21 protein-coding genes are annotated in these 19,689 nt (G+C 68.3%); 16 read left to right on the plus strand and 5 right to left on the minus strand.

Translation table 11 applies throughout. From position 1 onward, the window contains the following. The first annotated feature begins 85 nt into the window (after positions 1–85). From AC3B6C_RS18085 to AC3B6C_RS18095, 3 genes are all read left to right on the plus strand, one after another. On the plus strand, positions 86–1,054 hold the full coding sequence (locus tag AC3B6C_RS18085; protein WP_081637174.1) for a bifunctional riboflavin kinase/FAD synthetase: 969 nt from the start codon (positions 86–88) through the stop codon (positions 1,052–1,054). A 146-nt stretch (positions 1,055–1,200) separates the two neighbouring features. Further along, on the plus strand, positions 1,201–1,470 hold the full coding sequence (rpsO, locus tag AC3B6C_RS18090) for a 30S ribosomal protein S15 (protein WP_004021887.1): 270 nt from the start codon (positions 1,201–1,203) through the stop codon (positions 1,468–1,470). Between the two features lie 457 nt (positions 1,471–1,927). Then, positions 1,928–4,216 (plus strand): polyribonucleotide nucleotidyltransferase, encoded by a 2,289-nt coding sequence (locus tag AC3B6C_RS18095; protein ID WP_488373669.1) that lies wholly within the window; start codon positions 1,928–1,930, stop codon positions 4,214–4,216. Positions 4,217–4,288: 72 nt separating this feature from the next. Here the strand turns inward: AC3B6C_RS18095 and AC3B6C_RS18100 are convergent, their stop codons facing one another. Next, the gene (locus AC3B6C_RS18100) at positions 4,289–5,026 is read right to left on the minus strand and encodes a chymotrypsin family serine protease (protein WP_014926515.1); all 738 of its coding nucleotides are present in this window, start codon (positions 5,024–5,026) and stop codon (positions 4,289–4,291) included. 135 nt (positions 5,027–5,161) lie between these two features. On the opposite strand from AC3B6C_RS18100, the gene AC3B6C_RS18105 reads away from it, so the two are divergent. Together AC3B6C_RS18105 and AC3B6C_RS18110 are read left to right on the plus strand one after the other, a co-directional pair. Next, positions 5,162–6,643, plus strand: a complete 1,482-nt coding sequence (locus AC3B6C_RS18105; protein WP_488373670.1) for a putative nucleotidyltransferase substrate binding domain-containing protein — start codon at positions 5,162–5,164, stop codon at positions 6,641–6,643. A 6-nt stretch (positions 6,644–6,649) separates the two neighbouring features. Beyond that, positions 6,650–7,408, plus strand: a complete 759-nt coding sequence (locus AC3B6C_RS18110; RefSeq protein WP_488373671.1) for an NRDE family protein — start codon at positions 6,650–6,652, stop codon at positions 7,406–7,408. On the opposite strand, the gene ald is transcribed toward AC3B6C_RS18110, so the two are convergent. Continuing rightward, entirely contained in the window at positions 7,409–8,524 is a 1,116-nt protein-coding gene (gene ald, locus AC3B6C_RS18115; protein WP_488373672.1) for an alanine dehydrogenase, read from the minus strand. Positions 8,525–8,673: 149 nt separating this feature from the next. Here ald and AC3B6C_RS18120 point away from each other — a divergent pair, with 149 nt between their 5' ends. The 6 genes from AC3B6C_RS18120 (at position 8,674) to AC3B6C_RS18145 (ending at position 12,821) form a co-directional block, all read left to right on the plus strand. After that, positions 8,674–9,156 carry an Lrp/AsnC family transcriptional regulator gene (locus AC3B6C_RS18120; protein WP_010841436.1) on the plus strand — a complete coding sequence of 161 codons (483 nt, stop codon included), beginning with the start codon at positions 8,674–8,676 and terminating at the stop codon, positions 9,154–9,156. A gap of 67 nt (positions 9,157–9,223) precedes the next feature. Continuing rightward, a complete protein-coding gene (gene dapB, locus AC3B6C_RS18125; RefSeq protein WP_488373673.1) occupies positions 9,224–9,973 on the plus strand; it encodes a 4-hydroxy-tetrahydrodipicolinate reductase in 750 nt (249 codons plus the stop codon). 3 nt (positions 9,974–9,976) lie between these two features. Continuing rightward, positions 9,977–10,516 (plus strand): hypothetical protein, encoded by a 540-nt coding sequence (locus AC3B6C_RS18130; RefSeq protein ID WP_010841434.1) that lies wholly within the window; start codon positions 9,977–9,979, stop codon positions 10,514–10,516. 4 nt (positions 10,517–10,520) lie between these two features. Further along, a complete protein-coding gene (locus tag AC3B6C_RS18135; protein ID WP_488373674.1) occupies positions 10,521–10,976 on the plus strand; it encodes a flavodoxin family protein in 456 nt (151 codons plus the stop codon). A gap of 1 nt (position 10,977) precedes the next feature. After that, positions 10,978–11,109, plus strand: a complete 132-nt coding sequence (locus tag AC3B6C_RS18140) for a hypothetical protein (RefSeq protein WP_488373675.1) — start codon at positions 10,978–10,980, stop codon at positions 11,107–11,109. Between the two features lie 320 nt (positions 11,110–11,429). Beyond that, positions 11,430–12,821 (plus strand): HNH endonuclease, encoded by a 1,392-nt coding sequence (locus tag AC3B6C_RS18145; RefSeq protein WP_488373676.1) that lies wholly within the window; start codon positions 11,430–11,432, stop codon positions 12,819–12,821. A gap of 49 nt (positions 12,822–12,870) precedes the next feature. Here AC3B6C_RS18145 and AC3B6C_RS18150 read toward each other — a convergent pair whose 3' ends face one another. Together AC3B6C_RS18150 and AC3B6C_RS18155 are read right to left on the minus strand one after the other, a co-directional pair. Further along, entirely contained in the window at positions 12,871–13,233 is a 363-nt protein-coding gene (locus AC3B6C_RS18150) for an HNH endonuclease (protein WP_010840820.1), read from the minus strand. A 39-nt stretch (positions 13,234–13,272) separates the two neighbouring features. Then, complete coding sequence (locus tag AC3B6C_RS18155) at positions 13,273–13,980, minus strand: TetR/AcrR family transcriptional regulator (protein WP_488373677.1); 708 nt, start codon at positions 13,978–13,980, stop codon at positions 13,273–13,275. 64 nt (positions 13,981–14,044) lie between these two features. Between AC3B6C_RS18155 and AC3B6C_RS18160 the strand changes: the two genes are divergently transcribed. The 5 genes from AC3B6C_RS18160 (at position 14,045) to AC3B6C_RS18180 (ending at position 17,857) form a co-directional block, all read left to right on the plus strand. Then, a complete protein-coding gene (locus AC3B6C_RS18160) occupies positions 14,045–14,362 on the plus strand; it encodes a hypothetical protein (protein ID WP_488373678.1) in 318 nt (105 codons plus the stop codon). Between the two features lie 66 nt (positions 14,363–14,428). Then, complete coding sequence (locus AC3B6C_RS18165) at positions 14,429–15,262, plus strand: thymidylate synthase (protein WP_488373679.1); 834 nt, start codon at positions 14,429–14,431, stop codon at positions 15,260–15,262. Next, entirely contained in the window at positions 15,259–15,786 is a 528-nt protein-coding gene (locus AC3B6C_RS18170; RefSeq protein ID WP_044506518.1) for a dihydrofolate reductase, read from the plus strand. The genes AC3B6C_RS18165 and AC3B6C_RS18170 overlap by 4 nt, the downstream gene beginning before the upstream one ends. Beyond that, positions 15,786–17,015, plus strand: coding sequence for a winged helix-turn-helix domain-containing protein (locus AC3B6C_RS18175; protein ID WP_488373680.1), 1,230 nt, complete (start codon positions 15,786–15,788; stop codon positions 17,013–17,015). Before AC3B6C_RS18170 ends, AC3B6C_RS18175 begins: the two co-directional genes overlap by 1 nt. Before the next feature lie 62 nt (positions 17,016–17,077). Then, entirely contained in the window at positions 17,078–17,857 is a 780-nt protein-coding gene (locus AC3B6C_RS18180) for an HAD-IIB family hydrolase (protein ID WP_488373681.1), read from the plus strand. 12 nt (positions 17,858–17,869) lie between these two features. On the opposite strand, the gene AC3B6C_RS18185 is transcribed toward AC3B6C_RS18180, so the two are convergent. After that, positions 17,870–19,543 (minus strand): alkaline phosphatase D family protein, encoded by a 1,674-nt coding sequence (locus AC3B6C_RS18185; protein ID WP_488373682.1) that lies wholly within the window; start codon positions 19,541–19,543, stop codon positions 17,870–17,872. Between the last annotated feature and the right edge of the window lie 146 nt (positions 19,544–19,689).

Consider the following 19,689-nt stretch of genomic DNA (forward strand, 5'->3'; position numbering starts at 1 on the left):
CCGAGGCATGACCAAGAGCTTAACCCCACCGCAAACGCGAGTGGCGGTGGTGGTTTGGAACACCGGGTGCCCGTACTCTGGTCGCGTGTTGCGATGGCGAGGTCTGGATGACATCCCCGCGGACTGGGGACGGTGCGTGGTCACCATCGGTGTCTTCGACGGTGTCCACCGGGGACACGCCGAGCTCATCAACGCCGCCACGACGGCGGCGAAGGAGCACGGGGTGCCGTCGGTGCTGATGACGTTCGACCCGCATCCGTCCGAGGTGGTCCGCCCGGGATCCCATCCGCCGCAACTGACGACGCTGACGCGACGGGCGGAGCTGGCCGAAGAGCTCGGCATCGACGTCTTCTGCGTCATGCCGTTCACGCCTGAACTCGCCGCCCGGTCGCCCAAGGACTTCGCCCACGACATCCTCGTGGAGACGCTGCACGCCGCCGTCGTGGTGGTCGGTGACAACTTCACGTTCGGTCGCAAGGCGGCCGGCGACGTGGCCAAGCTCGCCGAACTCGGTGGGAAATTCGGCTTCTCGGTGGAATCGGTGTCGCTGTTCGGTGAACATGCGGTGACCTTCTCCTCGACCTACATCCGTTCCTGTGTCGCGGCCGGTGACGTCGACCGCGCGACCGAGGCGCTCGGACGCCCGCATCGTGTCGAGGGAGTGGTGGTGCGCGGCGACGGCCGCGGCCGCGACCTGGGATACCCGACGGCCAACGTGGCGCCGCCGATGTACGCCGCGATCCCCGCCGACGGGGTCTACGCCGCCTGGTTCACGATCCTCGGCGCAGGCCCGGTGGTCGGCGAGGTCGAGCCGGGGGAGCGTTATCAGGCCGCGGTGTCGGTCGGTACCAACCCCACCTTCTCGGGCCGTACCCGCACCGTCGAGGCGTTCGTGCTGGACAAGAGCGCCGACCTCTACGGTCAGCACGTCGCCGTCGACTTCGTCCACCGCATCCGCGGGATGGAACAGTTCGACGGGGTGGACGACCTGATCACCGCGATGGGGGACGACGTCGTCAAGACCAGGGAGATCCTGGCCGCGGCGGAGAGCTGAGGGTACGCGGCCCGATCGCTGCGTTCCCGGCGCCGATTTGGGTCCGGCCCGTCACGCCGGGTAGCCTGGCCAGTCGGTGTTGCTGCAGTCCGCGGTGGCGCACCGTGGTTGTTTCGGACGCGGTACTGAGAAACAGGAGTATCTCCATGGCTTTGACTGTCGAGCAGAAGAAGGAAATCCTCGCCGAGTACGGTCTGCACGAGACCGACACCGGGTCGCCCGAGGCACAGGTCGCGATGCTGACCAAGCGCATCACCGACCTCACCGAGCACCTGAAGCAGCACAAGCACGATCACCACAGCCGTCGCGGCCTGCTGCTGCTGGTCGGCCGTCGTCGTCGTCTGCTCAAGTACGTCGCCAAGGTCGACATCAACCGCTACCGTTCGCTCATCGAGCGTCTCGGCCTGCGTCGCTGATTCCACGACTTCCACCGGCCGGCCCCCGAACGCGGGGGCCGGCCGGTTTGTCGTATTGAGGTATCCACAGTCGGCGGTGATAGGCTGACAGACGGATCGTGCCGAAACTCGAGGCAGTGCGGAACGACCAGCCAGATCGGTCCTCGGTAGTGGCCGCCGGAACCCCTGCCCGGGCAACCCCCGGGCGTGCAGGATTCCGGCCGCTTCGATCGAAGGCCGTCTGAGCATTCATCCGGCGCAGACACGCTGCGCCATTCACCGTGCTGCCGCACATTCTCGGTGCGTTCTGGGTCGGTCCGATCCGCGCGTGCGCTCTCACGGACGTGTCCGCTCGATGCGGCATGTCAGTAGGTGCTGCGCACCTCCGCGATGACCACCCCCAACCGCACAAGCGGCCGATTTCGTGCCGCGTCAGACGGCCGCCACCGGCAGCCGCAACGAAGGGATTCCACCCCACATGACAGATGTGAACACCACCGAAGACTTCGCCGACGACTACGACGACGCCATCACCGAGGCGACCGCCGTCATCGACAACGGCAGCTTCGGCACCCGCACGATCCGGTTCGAGACCGGACGTCTCGCGCTGCAGGCCGCGGGTTCGGTCACCGCCTACCTCGACGACGAGAACATGCTGCTCTCGACCACCGCGGCGTCGAAGCACCCGAAGGAGCACTTCGACTTCTTCCCGCTCACCGTGGACGTCGAGGAGCGGATGTACGCCGCCGGACGCATCCCCGGATCGTTCTTCCGTCGCGAGGGACGTCCGTCGACCGACGCGATCCTGACCTGTCGTCTCATCGACCGTCCGCTGCGCCCGTCGTTCGTCGACGGCCTCCGCAACGAGATCCAGGTCGTCGTGACCGTCCTCTCGCTCAACCCGAACGACCTCTACGACGTCGTCGCGATCAACGCCGCGTCGGCCTCGACGCAGCTCGCGGGCCTCCCGTTCTCCGGCCCCGTCGGTGGCGTGCGTGTCGCGCTCATCCCGACCGAGGAGAACAAGGCCGGCCAGTGGGTCGCGTTCCCGACCGTCGAGCAGCTCGAGGGCGCCGTGTTCGACATGGTCGTCGCCGGCCGCATCGTCTCCGGTTCGGGTGATTCGGCCGACGTCGCGATCATGATGGTCGAGGCCGAAGCCACCGACAACGTCATCGACCTCGTCGCCGGTGGCGCCCAGGCGCCGACCGAGGCGATCGTGGCCGAGGGCCTCGAGGCCGCGAAGCCGTTCATCGCCCGCCTGTGCGAGGCGCAGAAGTCCCTGGCCGCCGCCGCGGCCAAGGAGACCGCCGAGTTCCCGCTGTACCCGCCGTACCAGTCGGATGTCTACGACGCCGTGGCCGCCGCTGCCACCGATCGCCTGTCGGAGATCCTGACCATCGCAGGCAAGCAGGAGCGCGACGACAAGACCGACGAGCTCAAGGCCGACATCCTCGGCCAGCTCGGCGATCAGTTCGAGGGTCGTGAGAAGGAGATCGGCGGGGCCTACCGGTCGCTGACCAAGAAGCTCGTCCGCCAGCGCATCCTGACCGACCACTTCCGCATCGACGGTCGCGGCATCACCGACATCCGTGCGCTGTCGGCCGAGGTCGCGGTCATCCCGCGCGCGCACGGCAGTGCGCTGTTCGAGCGCGGCGAGACCCAGATCATGGGTGTCACCACCCTCGACATGGTCAAGATGGCGCAGCAGATCGACTCGCTCGGACCCGAGAAGTCCAAGCGGTACATGCACCACTACAACTTCCCGCCGTACTCGACCGGTGAGACCGGTCGCGTCGGCTCGCCCAAGCGTCGCGAGATCGGCCACGGCGCGCTCGCCGAGCGTGCGCTGGTGCCGGTGCTGCCGAGCGTCGAGGACTTCCCGTACGCGATCCGTCAGGTCTCCGAGGCGCTGAGCTCCAACGGCTCGACCTCGATGGGTTCGGTGTGCGCGTCGACCATGTCGCTGCTGAATGCCGGTGTGCCGCTGCGTGCTCCGGTCGCCGGCATCGCGATGGGCCTCGTGTCCGACACCGTCGACGGTGAAACCCGTTATGTCGCACTGACCGACATCCTCGGAGCCGAGGATGCCTTCGGCGACATGGACTTCAAGGTCGCGGGCACCAAGGACTTCGTGACCGCGCTGCAGCTCGACACCAAGCTCGACGGCATCCCCTCGCAGGTGCTCGCGGGTGCGCTCAGCCAGGCCAAGGACGCCCGGCTGACCATCCTCGACGTCATGGCCGAGGCCATCGACGAGCCGGACGAGATGAGCCAGTTCGCGCCGCGGATCACCACCATCAAGATCCCGATGGACAAGATCGGTGAGCTGATCGGCCCCAAGGGCAAGACGATCAACGGCATCACCGAGGAGACCGGCGCCAACGTCTCCATCGAGGACGACGGCACCGTGTTCGTCGGCGCCGCCGACGGTCTGTCTGCACAGGCTGCGATCGACCGCATCAACGCGATCGCCAACCCGCAGCTGCCGAAGGTCGGGGAGCGTTTCCTCGGCACCGTCGTCAAGACCACCGCGTTCGGTGCGTTCGTGTCGCTGCTGCCGGGCCGCGACGGCCTGGTGCACATCTCGAAGCTCGGCAAGGGCAAGCGCATCAACAAGGTCGAGGACGTGGTCAACGTGGGCTCCAAGCTCCGCGTCGAGATCGCCGACATCGACGAGCGCGGCAAGATCAGCCTCGTCCCGGTCGACGACGCCGCCGACAAGGCGGAGGCACCGGCTGCCGAGGCAGCCACCGCAGACGCCTGATCTGACACCGAGTAGGTCCTGAAGGGGCCCGTCGTCCACGCGGACGGCGGGCCCCTTCGCCGTGTCGTGGCTCTACCGACGATCGGGTTCGTCGAACCAGATCTCGAACCCGTCGGTCCAGGCCGACCCGGAGCCGGCGATCTGCGCGTACAGCCCTTCGATGGTCTGGGCCGTCGAGATCGCCTGGTCGGGGTTCTGGGTGCCGAAGTTGCCGCTCGAGGAGATTCCTACGAGGACATATCGCCCGGCACGGGTCTCCTGGTACCAGGGCGAGCCGGAATCTCCGCCCAGTACCACCAGTTCGGCGTTGACGAGGCGGTGTTCGGGCGCCGCCTCCTGATGCAGCAGTGCGGTCACGGTGCCCACGGTGGTGCCGGTGCGCTCACCGGTCTTGGCCACCGGTTCGCCGACCTCGGGGTCGGCGGCGGTGGCGAACACCGGGTCGACCTCCCAGTCGTCCTCGATCGCGATGACGGTGTACCCGCGGGGATCGGCGAGCGTGATCGACCCGTCCGGGGTGCCGCCGTCGTCCTTCCACTCCACGACTTCGCCGATGTGCTCGCCGGTGGTCGTGGTGACCTCGTCGCCGATCCCCTCCGCGCAGTGCCCGGCCGTGACGGCGAGACGGTCGCCGTCGGCGTTGGTTCCGAAGAATCCGATGGAGCACAGGCCGTCACCGATCAGGATGCCCTGACCGGCGGTGAGCGTGTCGGCGTATTGCGGGGTGACCGCGGCTGCGGGGGTGGCGGTGCCCAGCGCCGCGGCCAGGGCCAGCAGGGCGGTCGCGGCGGCCACGTGAGGCTTGATCATCGGGTGTCCTTTGCTCCGGAAGTGTGTCTGCTCCTTGGAGGGACGCCCGGGTCGTGCGGTGTGCCTGCGGGACCCGGAATCATTCGACCGGCCGACGGGCCTCGTGATCGCGTGGCGCGCCTAGACTCTGCAGAGATGCCCGGTGAGGAGAAGCTGCAGCTGACGGTCGCGCGCCGTCGGGACGCCGGCGACGTCTCCGCCACGCGCGCCGTCGCCGAACTCCTGCGCACCGCACCGGTGATCGGTCGGGCCGACATGACCGTCCGTCAGGCGGCCGCGCTGATGACCGAACGCGGACAGGACTATGTGGTGATCCCGCTGCCGGGCCGACGCCACGGCGTGCTCACCGACGGCGTCATCCGGGCCGAGGTGGTCGCGGCCGGGCGTGGTGTGGACACCCCGGTGGGGGAGATCGTGACGGAACCGGCGTTCGTCGTCGACGCCGGGGCGGCATCGATGGACGTCCTGACCGAACTCGTCGATCGTGACCTCTCGATCGTCCCGGTCTGCGACGCCGCCGGCGACGTGGTGGGTGTCGTCGGGCCGGGGGACTTCGTCGCGGACCCGGCGGGTGCCGGTATCCCACTGCGCGAACAGATCCGCCGCTCGATCGACGTCGAGGAGCTGCAGGGACATGCGCGGCGGCTGCCGCAGTTCGTCGCCGATCTCGTGCGCCGCGACCGGCCGCCGTACGAGATCACGCGTGCGGCTTCCCTGATCGTCGACGCGGTCGTGAGCCGCGCACTCGATCTCGTCCTGGCCGCCCATCCCGAGCTCGATCCATCGGCCTTCACCTGGTTGTCGCTGGGCAGCAATGCCCGCCGGGAACCGGTGCTGAGCTCCGACGTGGATTCGGCTGTGTCCTTCGACGATTCGGCCGCAGGCGAGATCGAGCGCTACCGAACGGCCTTCGGCGAGGTCGACGAAGTCGTGCGGAACGCGGGACTGCGGGTCGACGCCAACGGTGCCGTCGCGTCGAAGCCGCTGTTCGCGCGGACACACTCACAGTGGCAGGCGGCCGCGCGGGCCTGGATCGACGACCCGCTCGCCGGCAAGGGCATGATCTTCACGTCACTGATGCTCGACGGCCGGCCGATCAGCGGGCGCGGCGCGGTGTCGGCCACGCCGGCGGTGGCGATGATCGCCGGTCTACGACGCGACCCGCGGACGATGAATCTGCTACTGGCCGAGACCTTGTCGACGCGCGCCCGGCTGCGCTCGCGGCGGGATGTGCTGACCGGGCGCGGCAACATCGTCGACGTCAAGCAGCACGCGGTGACACCGTTGGTCAACATCGCCCGGTGGGCCGCGGCCAGTGTCGGCTCGACCGATGTCGGCACCCGTGGCCGCCTGCGGGCGGCCGCCGGCAGTGAGTTGCTGCCCGACGAGCAGGCGTCGACGCTCATCGAGGTCTTCGATGTGCTGCAGCGCGTCCGGCTGAGATACCAGGTCGCTCAGTTCGACAACGGTGACCCGCCGGGGGACCGGTTCGATGTCCGACAGTTGTCCCCGCTCGACCGCAGCCTCCTCGGGCAGGCCGTCCGGGAGATCGCCGGTGTGCAGCGTCGGATGGCGAACATGAGCCGCCTACTTCCCGGATCCGAGAAGGTGACCTGAAACCCGATGTGCCTGATCCTCTTCGCGTGGAACACCCACCCCACCCAGCGTCTGATCGTGGCCGCCAACCGGGACGAGCAGCACCGCCGCCGCACGTTCGCGATGTCGCACTGGGACGATCTGCCGATCATCGGTGGTCGCGACGCGGTGGCCGGCGGCACGTGGATGGCCGTCTCCGCCGAGGCTCCCGACCGGGTGGCGATGGTGACGAACGTCCGCGTCGGGCCGGCCAGGCGGACCGGCATCCGTTCGCGCGGGCAGCTTCCCGTGGACTACCTGCTCGGCGACGACGACCCGAAGGTGTACGCCCACCGCGTCCTGGACGACGCCGCCGCGTACGACCCGGTCAATCTGCTCGTCGCCGACCGGGACGAACTGTGGTGGATGACCAACTGGCCGGAGCCGCGCGCGGAGCGGGTCGCCGACGGCGTGCACGGACTCTCCAACGGTGCCCTGGACAACGACTGGCCGAAGGTCGTCGACGGGGCGACGGCGATGACGGACCTCGTCGCCTCCGACGGGCCGGACGAGCAGTATCTCGCCCTGCTGGCCGACCAGGATCGGCCGGACCCGTCGCGCCTGCCCGACACCGGCGTCGGCCCGCAGGCCGAAGCGGCGCTGTCGTCGTTGTTCATCAACATCCCCGGCTACGGCACCCGGGCGTCGACCCTGCTCCGCGTGGGATACGACGGGCACGGGTCGATGACCGAACGCCGCTACGGCTGGCGTGGGCGACGCCGAGGCACCACGACGCTGACCTTCTGATCAGTTGTGCACGAAGGGGTTCGGTGACACGGGCAGGTCGAGCGCGGCGCCGACTTCGGCGGTGAACAGTTCCCCGTGCCGCGTGCTCAGGCCCGAGGCGAGTGCCGGGTCGGTCGCGCATGCCTGCTCCGGTCCCGAATCGGCCAGTCGGAGCACGTAGGGGAGCGTCGCTCCGGTGAGCGCCTGCGTCGACGTGCGCGCGACGTTGCCGGGCATGTTCGCGACGCAGTAGAACACCGTGTCGTGGACAGCGAAGGTCGGGTCGGCGTGGGTGGTGGGTCGGGAATCCTCGAAGCAGCCGCCCTGGTCGATCGCGACGTCGACGAGCACCGCGCCCGGCTTCATCCGGGCGACAGTGCCGTTCGAGACGAGGACCGGTGCCTTGGCGCCGGGGACGAGAACGGCTCCGATCACCAGGTCGGCGTGCACGACGGCTTCGTCGATCGCGAGCCCCGTGCTGTACCGGGTGTGGACCCGGCCGCCGAAGCGGGCGTCGATGGCGCGCAGTTTGGCGATGTCGATGTCGAAGACGGTGACCTGGGCGCCCATGCCGAGCGCGATCTGCGCTGCGTTGACGCCGCTGACGCCACCGCCGAGGACGACGACGTCGGCGGGTTCGGTCCCGGGGACACCGCCCATGAGCACGCCCCGTCCGCCCGCCGAACGCATCAGGTGATAGGCGCCCACCTGCGGTGCGAGGCGCCCGGCGACTTCGCTCATCGGCGCCAGGAGCGGAAGGGCGCCGCCGGCGGTCCGGACCATCTCGTAGGCGATGGAGGTGACGCCCGAATCGAGCAGCGCCTCCGTGCAGGCCCGTCCCGCCGCGAGGTGCAGGTACGTGAAGAGCGTGTGCTCGCGGCGCATCAGCGCGAACTCCGCGGCGATCGGTTCCTTCACCTTCAGGACCAGTTCGGCCTGGTCCCACACCTCGGCGGCGGTTCCCAGGATCTGTGCACCGGCCGCCTTGAAGTCGTTGTCGGAGATCGCCGAGCCCTCGCCGGCGCCGGCCTGGATCACGACGTCATGACCTCGATGGTGGAGTTCGGTGACACCGGCCGGGGTGATGGCCACCCGGTACTCGTGGTTCTTGATCTCGGTGGGGATGCCGATGCGCATGGTGACTCCGTATGGGTTCGTGGTCTCCTGAATGTTCCTCGGTGAACTGATTTTAAGAGTGAAGTAAAGTCGACCATGCCACAATGTGACTGAAGAATATTCTCGCCAGCTGCGGTCTGGCGACGATCGTGTGAAACGAGGGAGATTCGATGGCCGCGACTCCGAAGGATGTTCGGGCCGGTGAGCTGGACGCGACGGACCGAGAGCTGCTGCGCCTGCTCCAGTCGGACGCGCGGATGGCGAACAGCGAACTGGCGCAGCGCGTCGGCATCGCCGCGTCGACGTGCCACGGCCGCTTGCGCAGGCTCGTCGAACTCGGCATCATCCGTGGCTTCTTCGCCGACGTCGACCCGGCTGCGCTGGGGCGTCCGCTCCGAGCCATGGTCGCCGTCAGCCTGCAGTCCGACGCGCGCGGTCAGATCCGGCGGTTCGTCGGCGAGATCGCCACCCACGACGAGGTGATCGACGTCTTCTTCCTCGCCGGCACCGACGACTACCTGCTGCACGTCGCCGCCGCCGACACGGAGGCGTTGCGACAGTTCGTCGAACGGCTCAACGGCCGGCCGGAGGTCGCCGGAACCACCACGTCGCTGGTGTTCGAGCACCGCCGCGGCGGTGCCCCGATCTTCTGAACCGGGACGCCACTAGACTGGCCCGGCAACGGTTGGGACGAGGCGGCGTCGACAAGAAGAGGTGGACATGAGCGGTATCAAGGTGGGCGTCCTGGGCAGCCAGGGCAAGGTCGGGCAGGCGATCGTCGCCGCGGTCGAGAATGCCGACGACCTCACCTACACCGTCGGTGTCGACAAGGGGGACTCACCGGAGTGCTTCACCGACACCGAGACTCAGGTCGTCGTCGACTTCACCCATCCCGATGTGGTGATGGACAACCTGAAGTTCCTCATCGCCAACGGGATTCACGCCGTTGTCGGCACCACCGGATTCACCGAGGAACGTCTCGACACCGTCCGCGGCTGGCTGTCCGACAACCCCGGCGTGGGTGTTCTCATCGCACCGAACTTCGCGATCGGCGCCGTCCTGTCCATGCGTTTCGCCGCGCAGGCCGCCAAGTACTACGAGTCGGTCGAGGTGATCGAGCTGCACCACCCGCACAAGGCCGACGCCCCGTCGGGCACCGCCTATCGCACGGCGGAGCTGATCGGGCGTGCGCGGGCCGAGGCGGGTGTCGGGCGGAGCCCCGATGCCACGACGGAGGAACTCGACGGCGCCCGTGGCGCGGTCGTCGACGACGTGCGCGTCCACTCGGTGCGGCTCGCGGGACTCGTCGCCCATCAGGAGGTGCTGCTCGGCACCGCCGGTGAGACGCTCACCATCCGGCACGACTCCCTCGATCGCGCGTCGTTCGCCCCCGGCGTGCTCCTCGGCGTGCGCAGCATCGCCGGCCGGCCGGGGCTCACGATCGGACTCGAAGAACTGATGGATCTCTGACCGATGACCCCCGCAGGCCCACCGGACGAGCCGGCCCACGACGACGACACCGAAGGCGGCGCACCGCGCCTGGGTCCCCGTGCGAAGGACTCCCGCCCGATCGTCTGGATGATCGCGTTCCTCGTCGTGGCGCTCATCGTGTACTTCGCGCTGCTCGGCTGGCGCGGCGTCCAGCTGATCGCCTCCGGCACCGTCGCGGGCGTCGGTCTGGGAGTCGGCGTCATCGCGCTACCGCTGATCGGGGCGTGGCTGGTCTACGCGACGCTGCGGGCGGGGCTCGAGCACCAGAAGCTCGCCGCCGTGATGGCCGACGAGGGCCGAGAACTCGACATCTCCCACCTGCCGCACCGTGCCTCCGGACGGATGGAACGCGATGCGGCAGACGAGCTCTTCGCACAGGTGAAGGCCGAGTGGGAGGCCGACCCGCACGACTGGCACAACACCTACCGCATCGCCCGTGCCTACGACTACGCCGGCGACCGCACCCGCGCCCGGTCGATGATGAAACGGGCCGTCGCCCAGTACCACGGCCGAGAGCAGTAGCCACATGAGCCGGCTGCTCATCGTCCACCACACGCCGTCACCGGCGTGCCAGGAGATGTTCGAGGCCGTCGTATCCGGTGCGACCGACCCGGAGATCGAGGGCGTCGAGGTGGTCCGCCGTGCCGCGCTCGCCGTCACCGCCACCGACTTCCTCGACGCCGACGGGTACATCCTCGGCACCCCCGCGAACCTCGGATACATCAGTGGCGCGCTGAAACACGCCTTCGATGTCAGCTACTACCAGATCCTCGACTCGACGCAGGGACGACCGTTCGGGCTGTTCCTCCACGGCAACCAGGGCACCGAAGGGGCTGTGCGAGCGGTCGATTCGATCACCGCCGGTCTCGGCTGGACCAAGGCCGCCGAACACGTCATCGTCTCCGGCGCCCCGGACAAGGAAGCCCGAGAAGCGTGTTGGGAGCTGGGCGCAACGGTCGCGGCGGGGTTGATGGAGGTGTGACGTGCAGGTAGCGGCCATCGCCGCGCTCATCGTTTCGATCCCGAGCACCTGCATCACCGTCGGTGGCCTGATCTGGCGGTTCACCCCGCACCGCCTCTCGGGCGCGCGGCTGCGGGTGGCCCCCGGACGCTAGCACGTACTGCGGCAAGGCTTAGGGCGGCGCCGCCGTGACGTATACGGACCAGCGAAGACGATGCTGGCGCGGCGAGCACCGGCGAATCACTCCGCGGCCAGGCCCACGATCCCGGTGTGTGCGTCGGGTGGTTCGGCGTGTCTGTCACAGACCCGGCGGTCTTGAGTAGGCACAAGTGTTCCGCGGAACACTCGTGACCTCGGGTTTGAGGCCCGGAGAATTGTCGGTGCCGCCCGATATCTTGTTCTCGTACCTTTCGTTCGGTTCAGGGGGTTGCGGTGGGGGTCAGTGCTTTTCGTTCGGTCGGGGACGTTGCGTCGATGTTCGACGGTGCGGATCCCGGGTCGTTGTCTGATGGGGTTCTCGAGGCGAGGGTGTTGGGGTATGCCGCGCAGATCACGGCGCTGACAGCGGGTTTCCTCGATCTGGTGGGGGAATTGGACGAGCGGGAGTCGTGGCGGGGGCCGAGGATTCATTCACTCGCGCACTGGTTGTCGTGGAAGGCCGGTATTGCACCGCGAACGGCGCATGAGCATGTGCGAATCGCAAAAGCGATACGAGAATTACCCATGATTCGCAAGGCTTTTCATGAAGGCCGACTGACGTATTCGAAGGTGCGGGCGTTGTCGCGGGTGGCCACGCCGGAGCGTGAGCAGGAGTTGGTGAATGTGGCGCTGTCGTGCACGGCGAGTCAGTTGGATCGGGCGGTGCGGGCGATGGGCCAGATCGATCGTGATCGTGGCGTCGAGGAGGACAACCGGCCGCCGAAGGAGTCGACGGGACGGTGGAAATGGAATGCTGACGGGTCGTTGTCGGTGTCGTTGAGGTTGAGTCCGTTGGATGGGGCGCGGTTCCTGGCCGGTGCGGTGCGCGCGGAGTATGAACGCACCCGGACCTGCGAGGATGCGGATCTGCCTGCCGCTGCGAGTGTTCCGCGGAACACTGAACCGGAGTCGGGTGACGGCGAATTGGAGGTGGTTGCGTCGCGGCGTCGGGATCTGTGGCGGCAGGTGCCGTCGGATGTGGCGCCGGCGGTGGTGGTGATGGCCGGCATGGTGCATGACGGGATCGCGATGCCTGATGTTGCGCCGGGTGCGGAGATCCTCATTCATGCCGGTGAGGGGGTGGAGCAGGCTCATCTCGATGACGGTCCGGCGTTGTCTGAGGTCGAGGTGGCCGAGGCTCGGTGCGGTGCGTCGACTCGAGATGTGGTGAGTCGCAGGGTTCCCGGGCAGCCGGGGAAGCTTGCGTTGTTGGGTGTGGGGCGTAGGAAGCGGACGCCGAACAAGGCGTTGGTGCGGGCGTTGTTTGTGCGGGATCGGTGTTGTCAGATGCCGGGGTGTGGTCGGACGCGTCATCTGCACGCTCATCATGTGCAGTGGTGGTCGGTGGGTGGGCGGACGGATCCGGACAATCTGATCTTGTTGTGCGGGTCATGTCATCGGTCGTTGCATCGAGGTGAGTTCTCGATCACCGCGCACGGTCAGCAACGGTTTACGTTTCACGGCCCCGGCGGGGTCGAGATCGCAATTGCTCCGCCGACGGTAAGACCTGCTGGGTGGCGGCCTGATCCGCGGGTGGGTGTGGAGGCGACGGTCCCGGTCGGTGGGGGTCGGATGGATCTGGGGTACACCACCGAGGTGCTCTACGCCGTGTGGGAATGGAAGGAACGCAGTTCTTCTGGTGCCGACATCGAAAGGTCAGCGGCGTAGTCGGCGATGGTCGCCCGGCAGGGTTCGCCGGCAGGCGCGAGCCGGCTGATCAGTCGACCGGATCCACGGAGCCGGCGAGTTCCCTGCTCACCTCGAATTGCCGGACCAGGAACGCCTTCTCGTCGAGCTTCTTGCGCCGCATCCACGTCGTGACCTCGGAATTGCACTTGCTGGCATTGCACGGACCGCAGCAGGGCACGACGTTGGCGACGGTGTACCGGCCGCCCCGGGAGATGGCCAGCATGCAGTCGCGCTGCAGGGCGACTCCGACGGCGCCGCAGTACGCGCACCCACCCCAGGCCTGCTGCAGAGCGAGCCACTGGGTGTCGGTGAGGTCGTTGTCACGGGACGCGACCCGCTTGCGACGTCGCTTCGCGTAGCGGTTGGCGCGGGTCGTGCTGCGGGTGGCCACGGGAGCAGACTACCGCGAGGGCCACAGGAGTCACAGCAGTCACACGGGACGGGTGGGATCGTCGAGAAGTAGTCGGCACCACGCGTCGTGCAGCCAGTTCGAGAAACGGTCCGGTGTCCAGCCGCGGTCCGTCACGAGCATCGAGTAGTACTCGGAGGAGTTCATCGTCCAGACGATGTCGGCGATCTCCTCGACGGTCAGATCCGTACGCGTGGCGCCGGTCGAGGCGAGGTCTGCCGCGAGCCGACGCATGTTCTCCGCGCGCCGCTCGGTGATCTCCTCCCACAGATCCCGCAGGTCGGTGTCGAGGGCCGCGGCGTCCCGCAGGACGAGGAACAACGGTGCGAGCCGTCCTTGGATCGCGGTGACAGCATGCGCGTAGATCGCCAGTTTCCGGCGCGCGTCGTCCTCGGCGAGCATGCGTGCGACATAGTCGCGCTGCGCGCCGGGAACGGGTTGGTCGGTACCGGACAGCGCGAGTTCGATCAGTTCCCGGAACATCGCCGGTTTCCGGCCGACGACTGTGTAGACCGTGTCGGGCGAGACTGCGGCACCGCGCGCTATCGCGGCGACGGTCGTCGCCGCGTAGCCCTGGGACAGGAACAGTCGACGAGCCGTGTCGAGGATGCGCGAACGGGTCTGCGCGGCCGCCGCGCGGCGACGGCTGGTGTCGTACTGGCGGGTCTGCTGACCTGGGGATCGGGATGTGGCCGCCCCGTCGGACCGGCCATTGACTGCGTCGGGCATCGGACCTAGTCTAGGGGCACACAAATTAATCCGATATAGGCTCGGATGAATTAAGGGGCGCACGATGGCATTCTTCGCATGGACCCAGGACGTCCCGATCGACGCCGAGATGTACGGGGAGATCGCCGACCGCATCGGGGACACCCCGATGCCGGGGCTGCTCGTCCACCTGGCGCTCGAGAATGCGGACAAGAGTGTGAGCTACCTCGACGTGTGGGAGTCCGAGGAGAGCTGCTTCGCGTCGCTCGAAAAGGTGGTCCACCCCGCGGTGCACCCGGTTCTCGAGGCTCGGGGCATCCATCCGCCCGGCGAACCGCCGCGCACGCCGGCCACTGTCCTCGAGGTGCGGTTCGGCGACGGGACGGCCCAGCGCCCGTCGTAGACCCGCGGGTCGGGTGGGGGTGCGGCCTCCGAGCTGTGGCGCGGGTCGGGCCGTAGACTGTCCCCCGTGAGCACGGCGATCCGCGACATGTCATCGACCGGGACCATTCCGACTCCGTACGAGGACCTGTTGAGCCTCGTGATGGACACCGGGACACCGAAGGCCGACCGCACCGGTACCGGGACGCGCAGCCTCTTCGGCCGACAACTGCGTTACGACCTCGCCGAGGGTTTCCCGCTGATCACCACCAAGAAGGTGCACCTCAAGTCGATCGTCTACGAGTTGTTGTGGTTCCTGCGCGGTGACTCCAACGTGCGATGGCTGCAGGACCGCGGTGTGACGATCTGGGACGAGTGGGCCGACGAGAACGGTGAACTCGGTCCTGTCTACGGCGTGCAGTGGCGGAGCTGGCCGACCCCGTCGGGCGAACACATCGATCAGATCGCGGCCGCCCTCGAGCTGCTCAAGACCAATCCCGATTCGCGCCGGAACATCGTGTCCGCGTGGAACGTGGGGGAGATCCCGCAGATGGCATTGCCGCCCTGCCACGCGTTCTTCCAGTTCTACGTCGCCGACGGCAAGCTGTCGTGCCAGCTGTACCAGCGCAGCGCCGACCTCTTCCTCGGTGTGCCGTTCAACATCGCGTCGTACGCACTGCTGACGCACATGATGGCCCAGCAGGCGGGTCTCGAGGTCGGCGAGTTCGTCTGGACCGGCGGCGACTGCCACATCTACGACAACCACGTCGACCAGGTGACGCTGCAATTGTCGCGCGAGCCGTACCCGTACCCGAAACTGGAACTGCGCAAGCGGGATTCGATCTTCGACTACGAGTACGACGACATCACCATCGTCGACTACGAGTCCCATCCCGGGATCAAAGCGCCGGTGGCGGTGTGACGTCGGACCTCACGGGGGAGGGGTCGCGCTCGGTGCGACTGGTCTGGGCGCAGGGACGAGGCGGGGCGATCGGCCGGGACAACACGATCCCATGGCGTGTCCCCGAGGACATGGCGCGGTTCAAGGAACTGACCGTCGGACATCCCGTCGTCATGGGCCGCCGGACATGGGATTCGCTGCCGCCGCGCTTTCGGCCGCTGCCCGGTCGAACCAATGTCGTCGTGACCCGCAATGCGGGTTGGTCCGCCGACGGTGCGGCCGTCGCGGGATCGGTCGCCGAGGCGCTCGACCTGGCCGGCGATGACCGGATCGGAGTCATCGGCGGCGGCGAGATCTACCGGTTGGCAATGGAGTTCGCCACCGAGCTCTGCGTCACAGAGATCGACGTCGAGGTCGACGGCGCCGACGCGTTCGCGCCGCCCATCACCGACGACTGGGCGGTGGCCGAACACGGCGAGTGGCAGACCTCGACGAGCGGGATCGACTACCGGTTCGTCGACTACCGGCGCGCCCGGCAGGCCTGATGCCGCCGGATCGTCTCTCGCTCGCGCAGGCACGTCGAACCGCCCTGGCCGCACAGGGTTTCGCCGACCGTAGGCCCGCCGGAGCGCCCACCATGACGCACCTGAAGCGGGTCGTCGGCCGGACGCGCCTGTTGCAGATGGACTCGGTCAACATCGCCGCGCGCGCCCACTTCATGCCGCTGTACTCACGACTCGGTCCATACGGCCCGGACCTACTGCATCGCGCCGCCTGGCAGCCCGGGCGCGGTCGACGGCTGCTCGTCGAGTACTGGGCTCACGAAGCCGCGCTGATCCCGGTGACCGACTGGCCGCTGTTCCGCTGGCGGATGGACGACTTCGCCGACGGCCGGTACCGGCACACACGAGACGTGATGCGTCGCAATCGATCCCTGGTCGCTGACGTCCGAGCGGTGATCGAGGCCCTCGGCGCGACCACGCCCCGTGCCATCGAAGCGGAACTGGGCATCGAACGCGAACCCGGCGCCGCGGGCAGCTGGTGGCAGCGCGGGGAGGTCAAGCACCTGTGCGAGGCCATGTTCGCCGCCGGTGACCTGTCGGCGGTGCGCAACGGGAACTTCGTGCGCCACTACGACCTCACCGAACGGATCGTCGGCGCCGACATCGTCGCGCAGCGACCCAGCCGTGCCGACGCCCACCGAGAGCTCGTCGGCCGGGCCGCGCAGTCCCTCGGTGTCGCCACCGTCGCCGATCTCGCCGACTACTACCGGATTCGTCCGGCCGATGCGCGACCGGCGGTCGCCGAACTCGTCGAAGCCGGTGCGTTGCACGAGGTCTCCGTGGACGGCTGGCGGGACCCGGCCTATCTGGCCGCGGGTGCGCCGATGCCCCGGCGCATCGACACCTCGGCCATCCTGTCGCCCTTCGACCCGCTGGTCTTCTTCCGTCCGCGGGCCGAGCGTCTCTTCGACTTCCACTACCGCATCGAGATCTATGTGCCCGAACACAAACGGGTACACGGCTATTACGTGCTGCCCTATCTGCTGGGCACCGACATCGCCGCGCGCGTGGACCTGAAGGCCGACCGCAGGAATCGCACCCTGCTGGTCCTCGGGGCGTACTGCGAGCCGGGGCAGTCGTGCGACCTCGTCGCCGAACGGCTGTCCGCCGATCTGCGGACGTTCGCCGGCTGGCTCGACCTCGACGACGTCGTGGTCGCCGGGCGTGGTGACCTCGCGCCCGACCTGCAACGGATGGTGCACGCCGGGTGAGGCAGGCCGGGTGATGCAATGCTGATGACCGAGAATTCACGACCGCGATGGGAGACGAAGCGATGACCGTGTCGTATGAGGGCAACGACTACCGACTGGTGATGTTCGATCTCGACGACACGCTGGCGCCGTCGAAGAGCCCGCTCGACGACAAGATGGTCGAGCTCCTGCGTCGCATGCTCGACGTGAGTCTGGGCTGCATCATCTCGGGCGGCAACTTCACCCAGTTCGAGAAGCAGGTTCTCGCGCGGCTCGGCAATTTCGACAGCGTCGGCAACCTCCATCTCATGCCGACCTGCGGAACCCAGTACGTGCGGTGGTCCGGCGCCGAGTGGGAGACGGTCTACGCCGAATACCTCACCGACGACGAGAAACAACGCACGCTCGACGTGCTGGAGACCGGCGCGAGAGAACTCGGACTGTGGGCGAGCGAGACGTGGGGTGACATCCTCGAGGACCGCGGCAGCCAGATCACCTTCAGCGCGCTGGGGCAGAAGGCTCCCGTCGAGGCGAAGGCCGCCTGGGACCCCGACGGAGCGAAGAAGGAGTCGTTGCGTGCCTACGCCGCGGAGCGGCTTCCGGACCTCGAAGTCCGCAGTGGCGGCTCGACTTCGGTGGACGTCACCAAGAAGGGCATCGACAAGGCGTACGGCGCACTGAAGCTGATGGACATCCTCGGACTCAGTACCGCCGACATCCTGTTCTTCGGCGACCGGCTCGACGAAGGCGGCAACGACTACCCGGTCAAGGCCCTGGGGATCACCTCGATCGCGGTCCACGGCTGGCCCGACACCCACGCCAAGTTGTCGGCGCTGCTGGACCAGGTCGACCCCGTCGGCTGACAGGCCGGCCGGCTAGTCGACCGGCCCGCCCGCCGGAACGACCCGCTGGGTGCCGTTGGCGACCCGGTAGGACTTCGCGTAGTACTGGCCGGACCGTGGGTTCGTCTTGTCGTGCACGAAATACCAGTCCATCTGCGTGGCCGCCGGGGTCACGGTCAGGACCGAGTAGCCGTGCGCGTCGAACTCGCTCCAACGCACGTGGTGGTTGGTGGCGCCGAAGGCCGAGGACACGGCGACCCCCGCGGTGTTGGCGGGCACGTTCAGCATGTCGTCGATGTTGGTCGACGTGATCGACGTGCCGACCAGTTCCGTCGCGACGCTCCCGCCGCCGGGATAGTTCGCCGGGTCGGCCGGGATGTCGCAGGCCCACGACGAGTGGATGTCACCGGTGATGAACACGACGTTGTCGACACGGTCGCGCCGGAGCGATTCCAGCAGCCGTCGGCGATCGGCCGCGTAACCGTCCCACTGATCGGCGTTGTAGGGGATTCCCTCGCGCGGGACGCCCAGCAGCGCGGTGACCGCGCCGGTCGTCTGCGGGTCCAGCGGCGGGATCAGCACCGGGGCGATCATCACCGGGTTGCCGACGATCTTCCAGCGGGTCTCCGACGACGTGAGTCCGTTGGTCAGCCAGGACATCTGGGCGCGGCCGAGGATCGACCGGGAGGGATCGTCGATCGCCGCCGATCGGGAGCTGACCTGGAGGTCGCGGTAGGAACGCAGATCGAGCATGGACAACTCGAGGAGACGGCCGAAGCGGAGCCTGCGGAACAGGTGCCGGCCGGCGGCGTCGACGGCGGGGCGGATCGGCATCCACTCGGCGTACGCGCGCAGCGCCGCGGCGCGGCGCGCGGTCCAGGAGCCCTCGCCCGGCTGATGGTTCTCCGCACCGCCCTGCCACGTGTCGTTCGACGACTCGTGGTCGTCCCAGATGCAGATGAACGGCACCTCCCGGTGCAACCCGGCCAGATCGGGGTCGGTCTTGTACTGCGCGTGACGCGTTCGGTAGTCGCGCAGCGTGGTGATCTCGTGCCGGGGGTCGTGCGGCCGGACCGTTCCGGTCTTGCCGGTGTAGCGGCCGGTCTCGTATTCGTAGAAGTAGTCGCCGAGATGGACCACCGCGTCGAGCCCGGGCTGCGCGGCCAGATGACGATAGGCGGCGAAGTACCCGGCCTCCCAGTTCGCGCACGAGACGACGCCGAACCGGATCTTCGCGACGTCGGCGCCGGTCGCGGGCGCGGTGGATGTGCGTCCGACCGGCGACACCGCACCGGCGGCCGGACCGGACACCACGGTGAAGCGGTAGTGGTACCGGGTCCGCGGGCTCAGACCGGCGACATCGACCTTCACCGTGTGGTCGGCGTCCGCCGAGGTGCGGGTCTCGCCCGACGCCACGACGGTGCCGAAGCCGGGATCACGGGCGACCTCCCAGCGGACCAGACTCGCCGGCCCGATCCCGGAACCGGGCGCCGACGCCGGGGTCGGCGTGAGTCGTGTCCAGAGGATGACGCCGTTCGGAAGCGGGTCGCCCGACGCGATGCCGTGGCGGAAGACCTCCGCGGACCCGGGTTGTGGAGACCCCGACCGGGGCGTCCCCGGCGCGGCCTGTGCGGCCACCGCGGGTGAGGCGAGCGCGGTGCCGGTCACCACCGCACCGGTGCGCAGAAAATCGCGTCGTGTCGTCATCGCATCCCACCCCCGGTCATCACGCACGCCTGCAGGGACTCTACCCGCGGACAGAGCTGGACGGAGCCCGAAAGTGCGGTACGGAGGCGGTGGGGGAGAATCGGGTACCGCAGGGCACGCGCAGGTGTGGCCGGACGTGAGGGATG

The organism is Gordonia sp. 11cp (genome assembly GCF_057767225.1).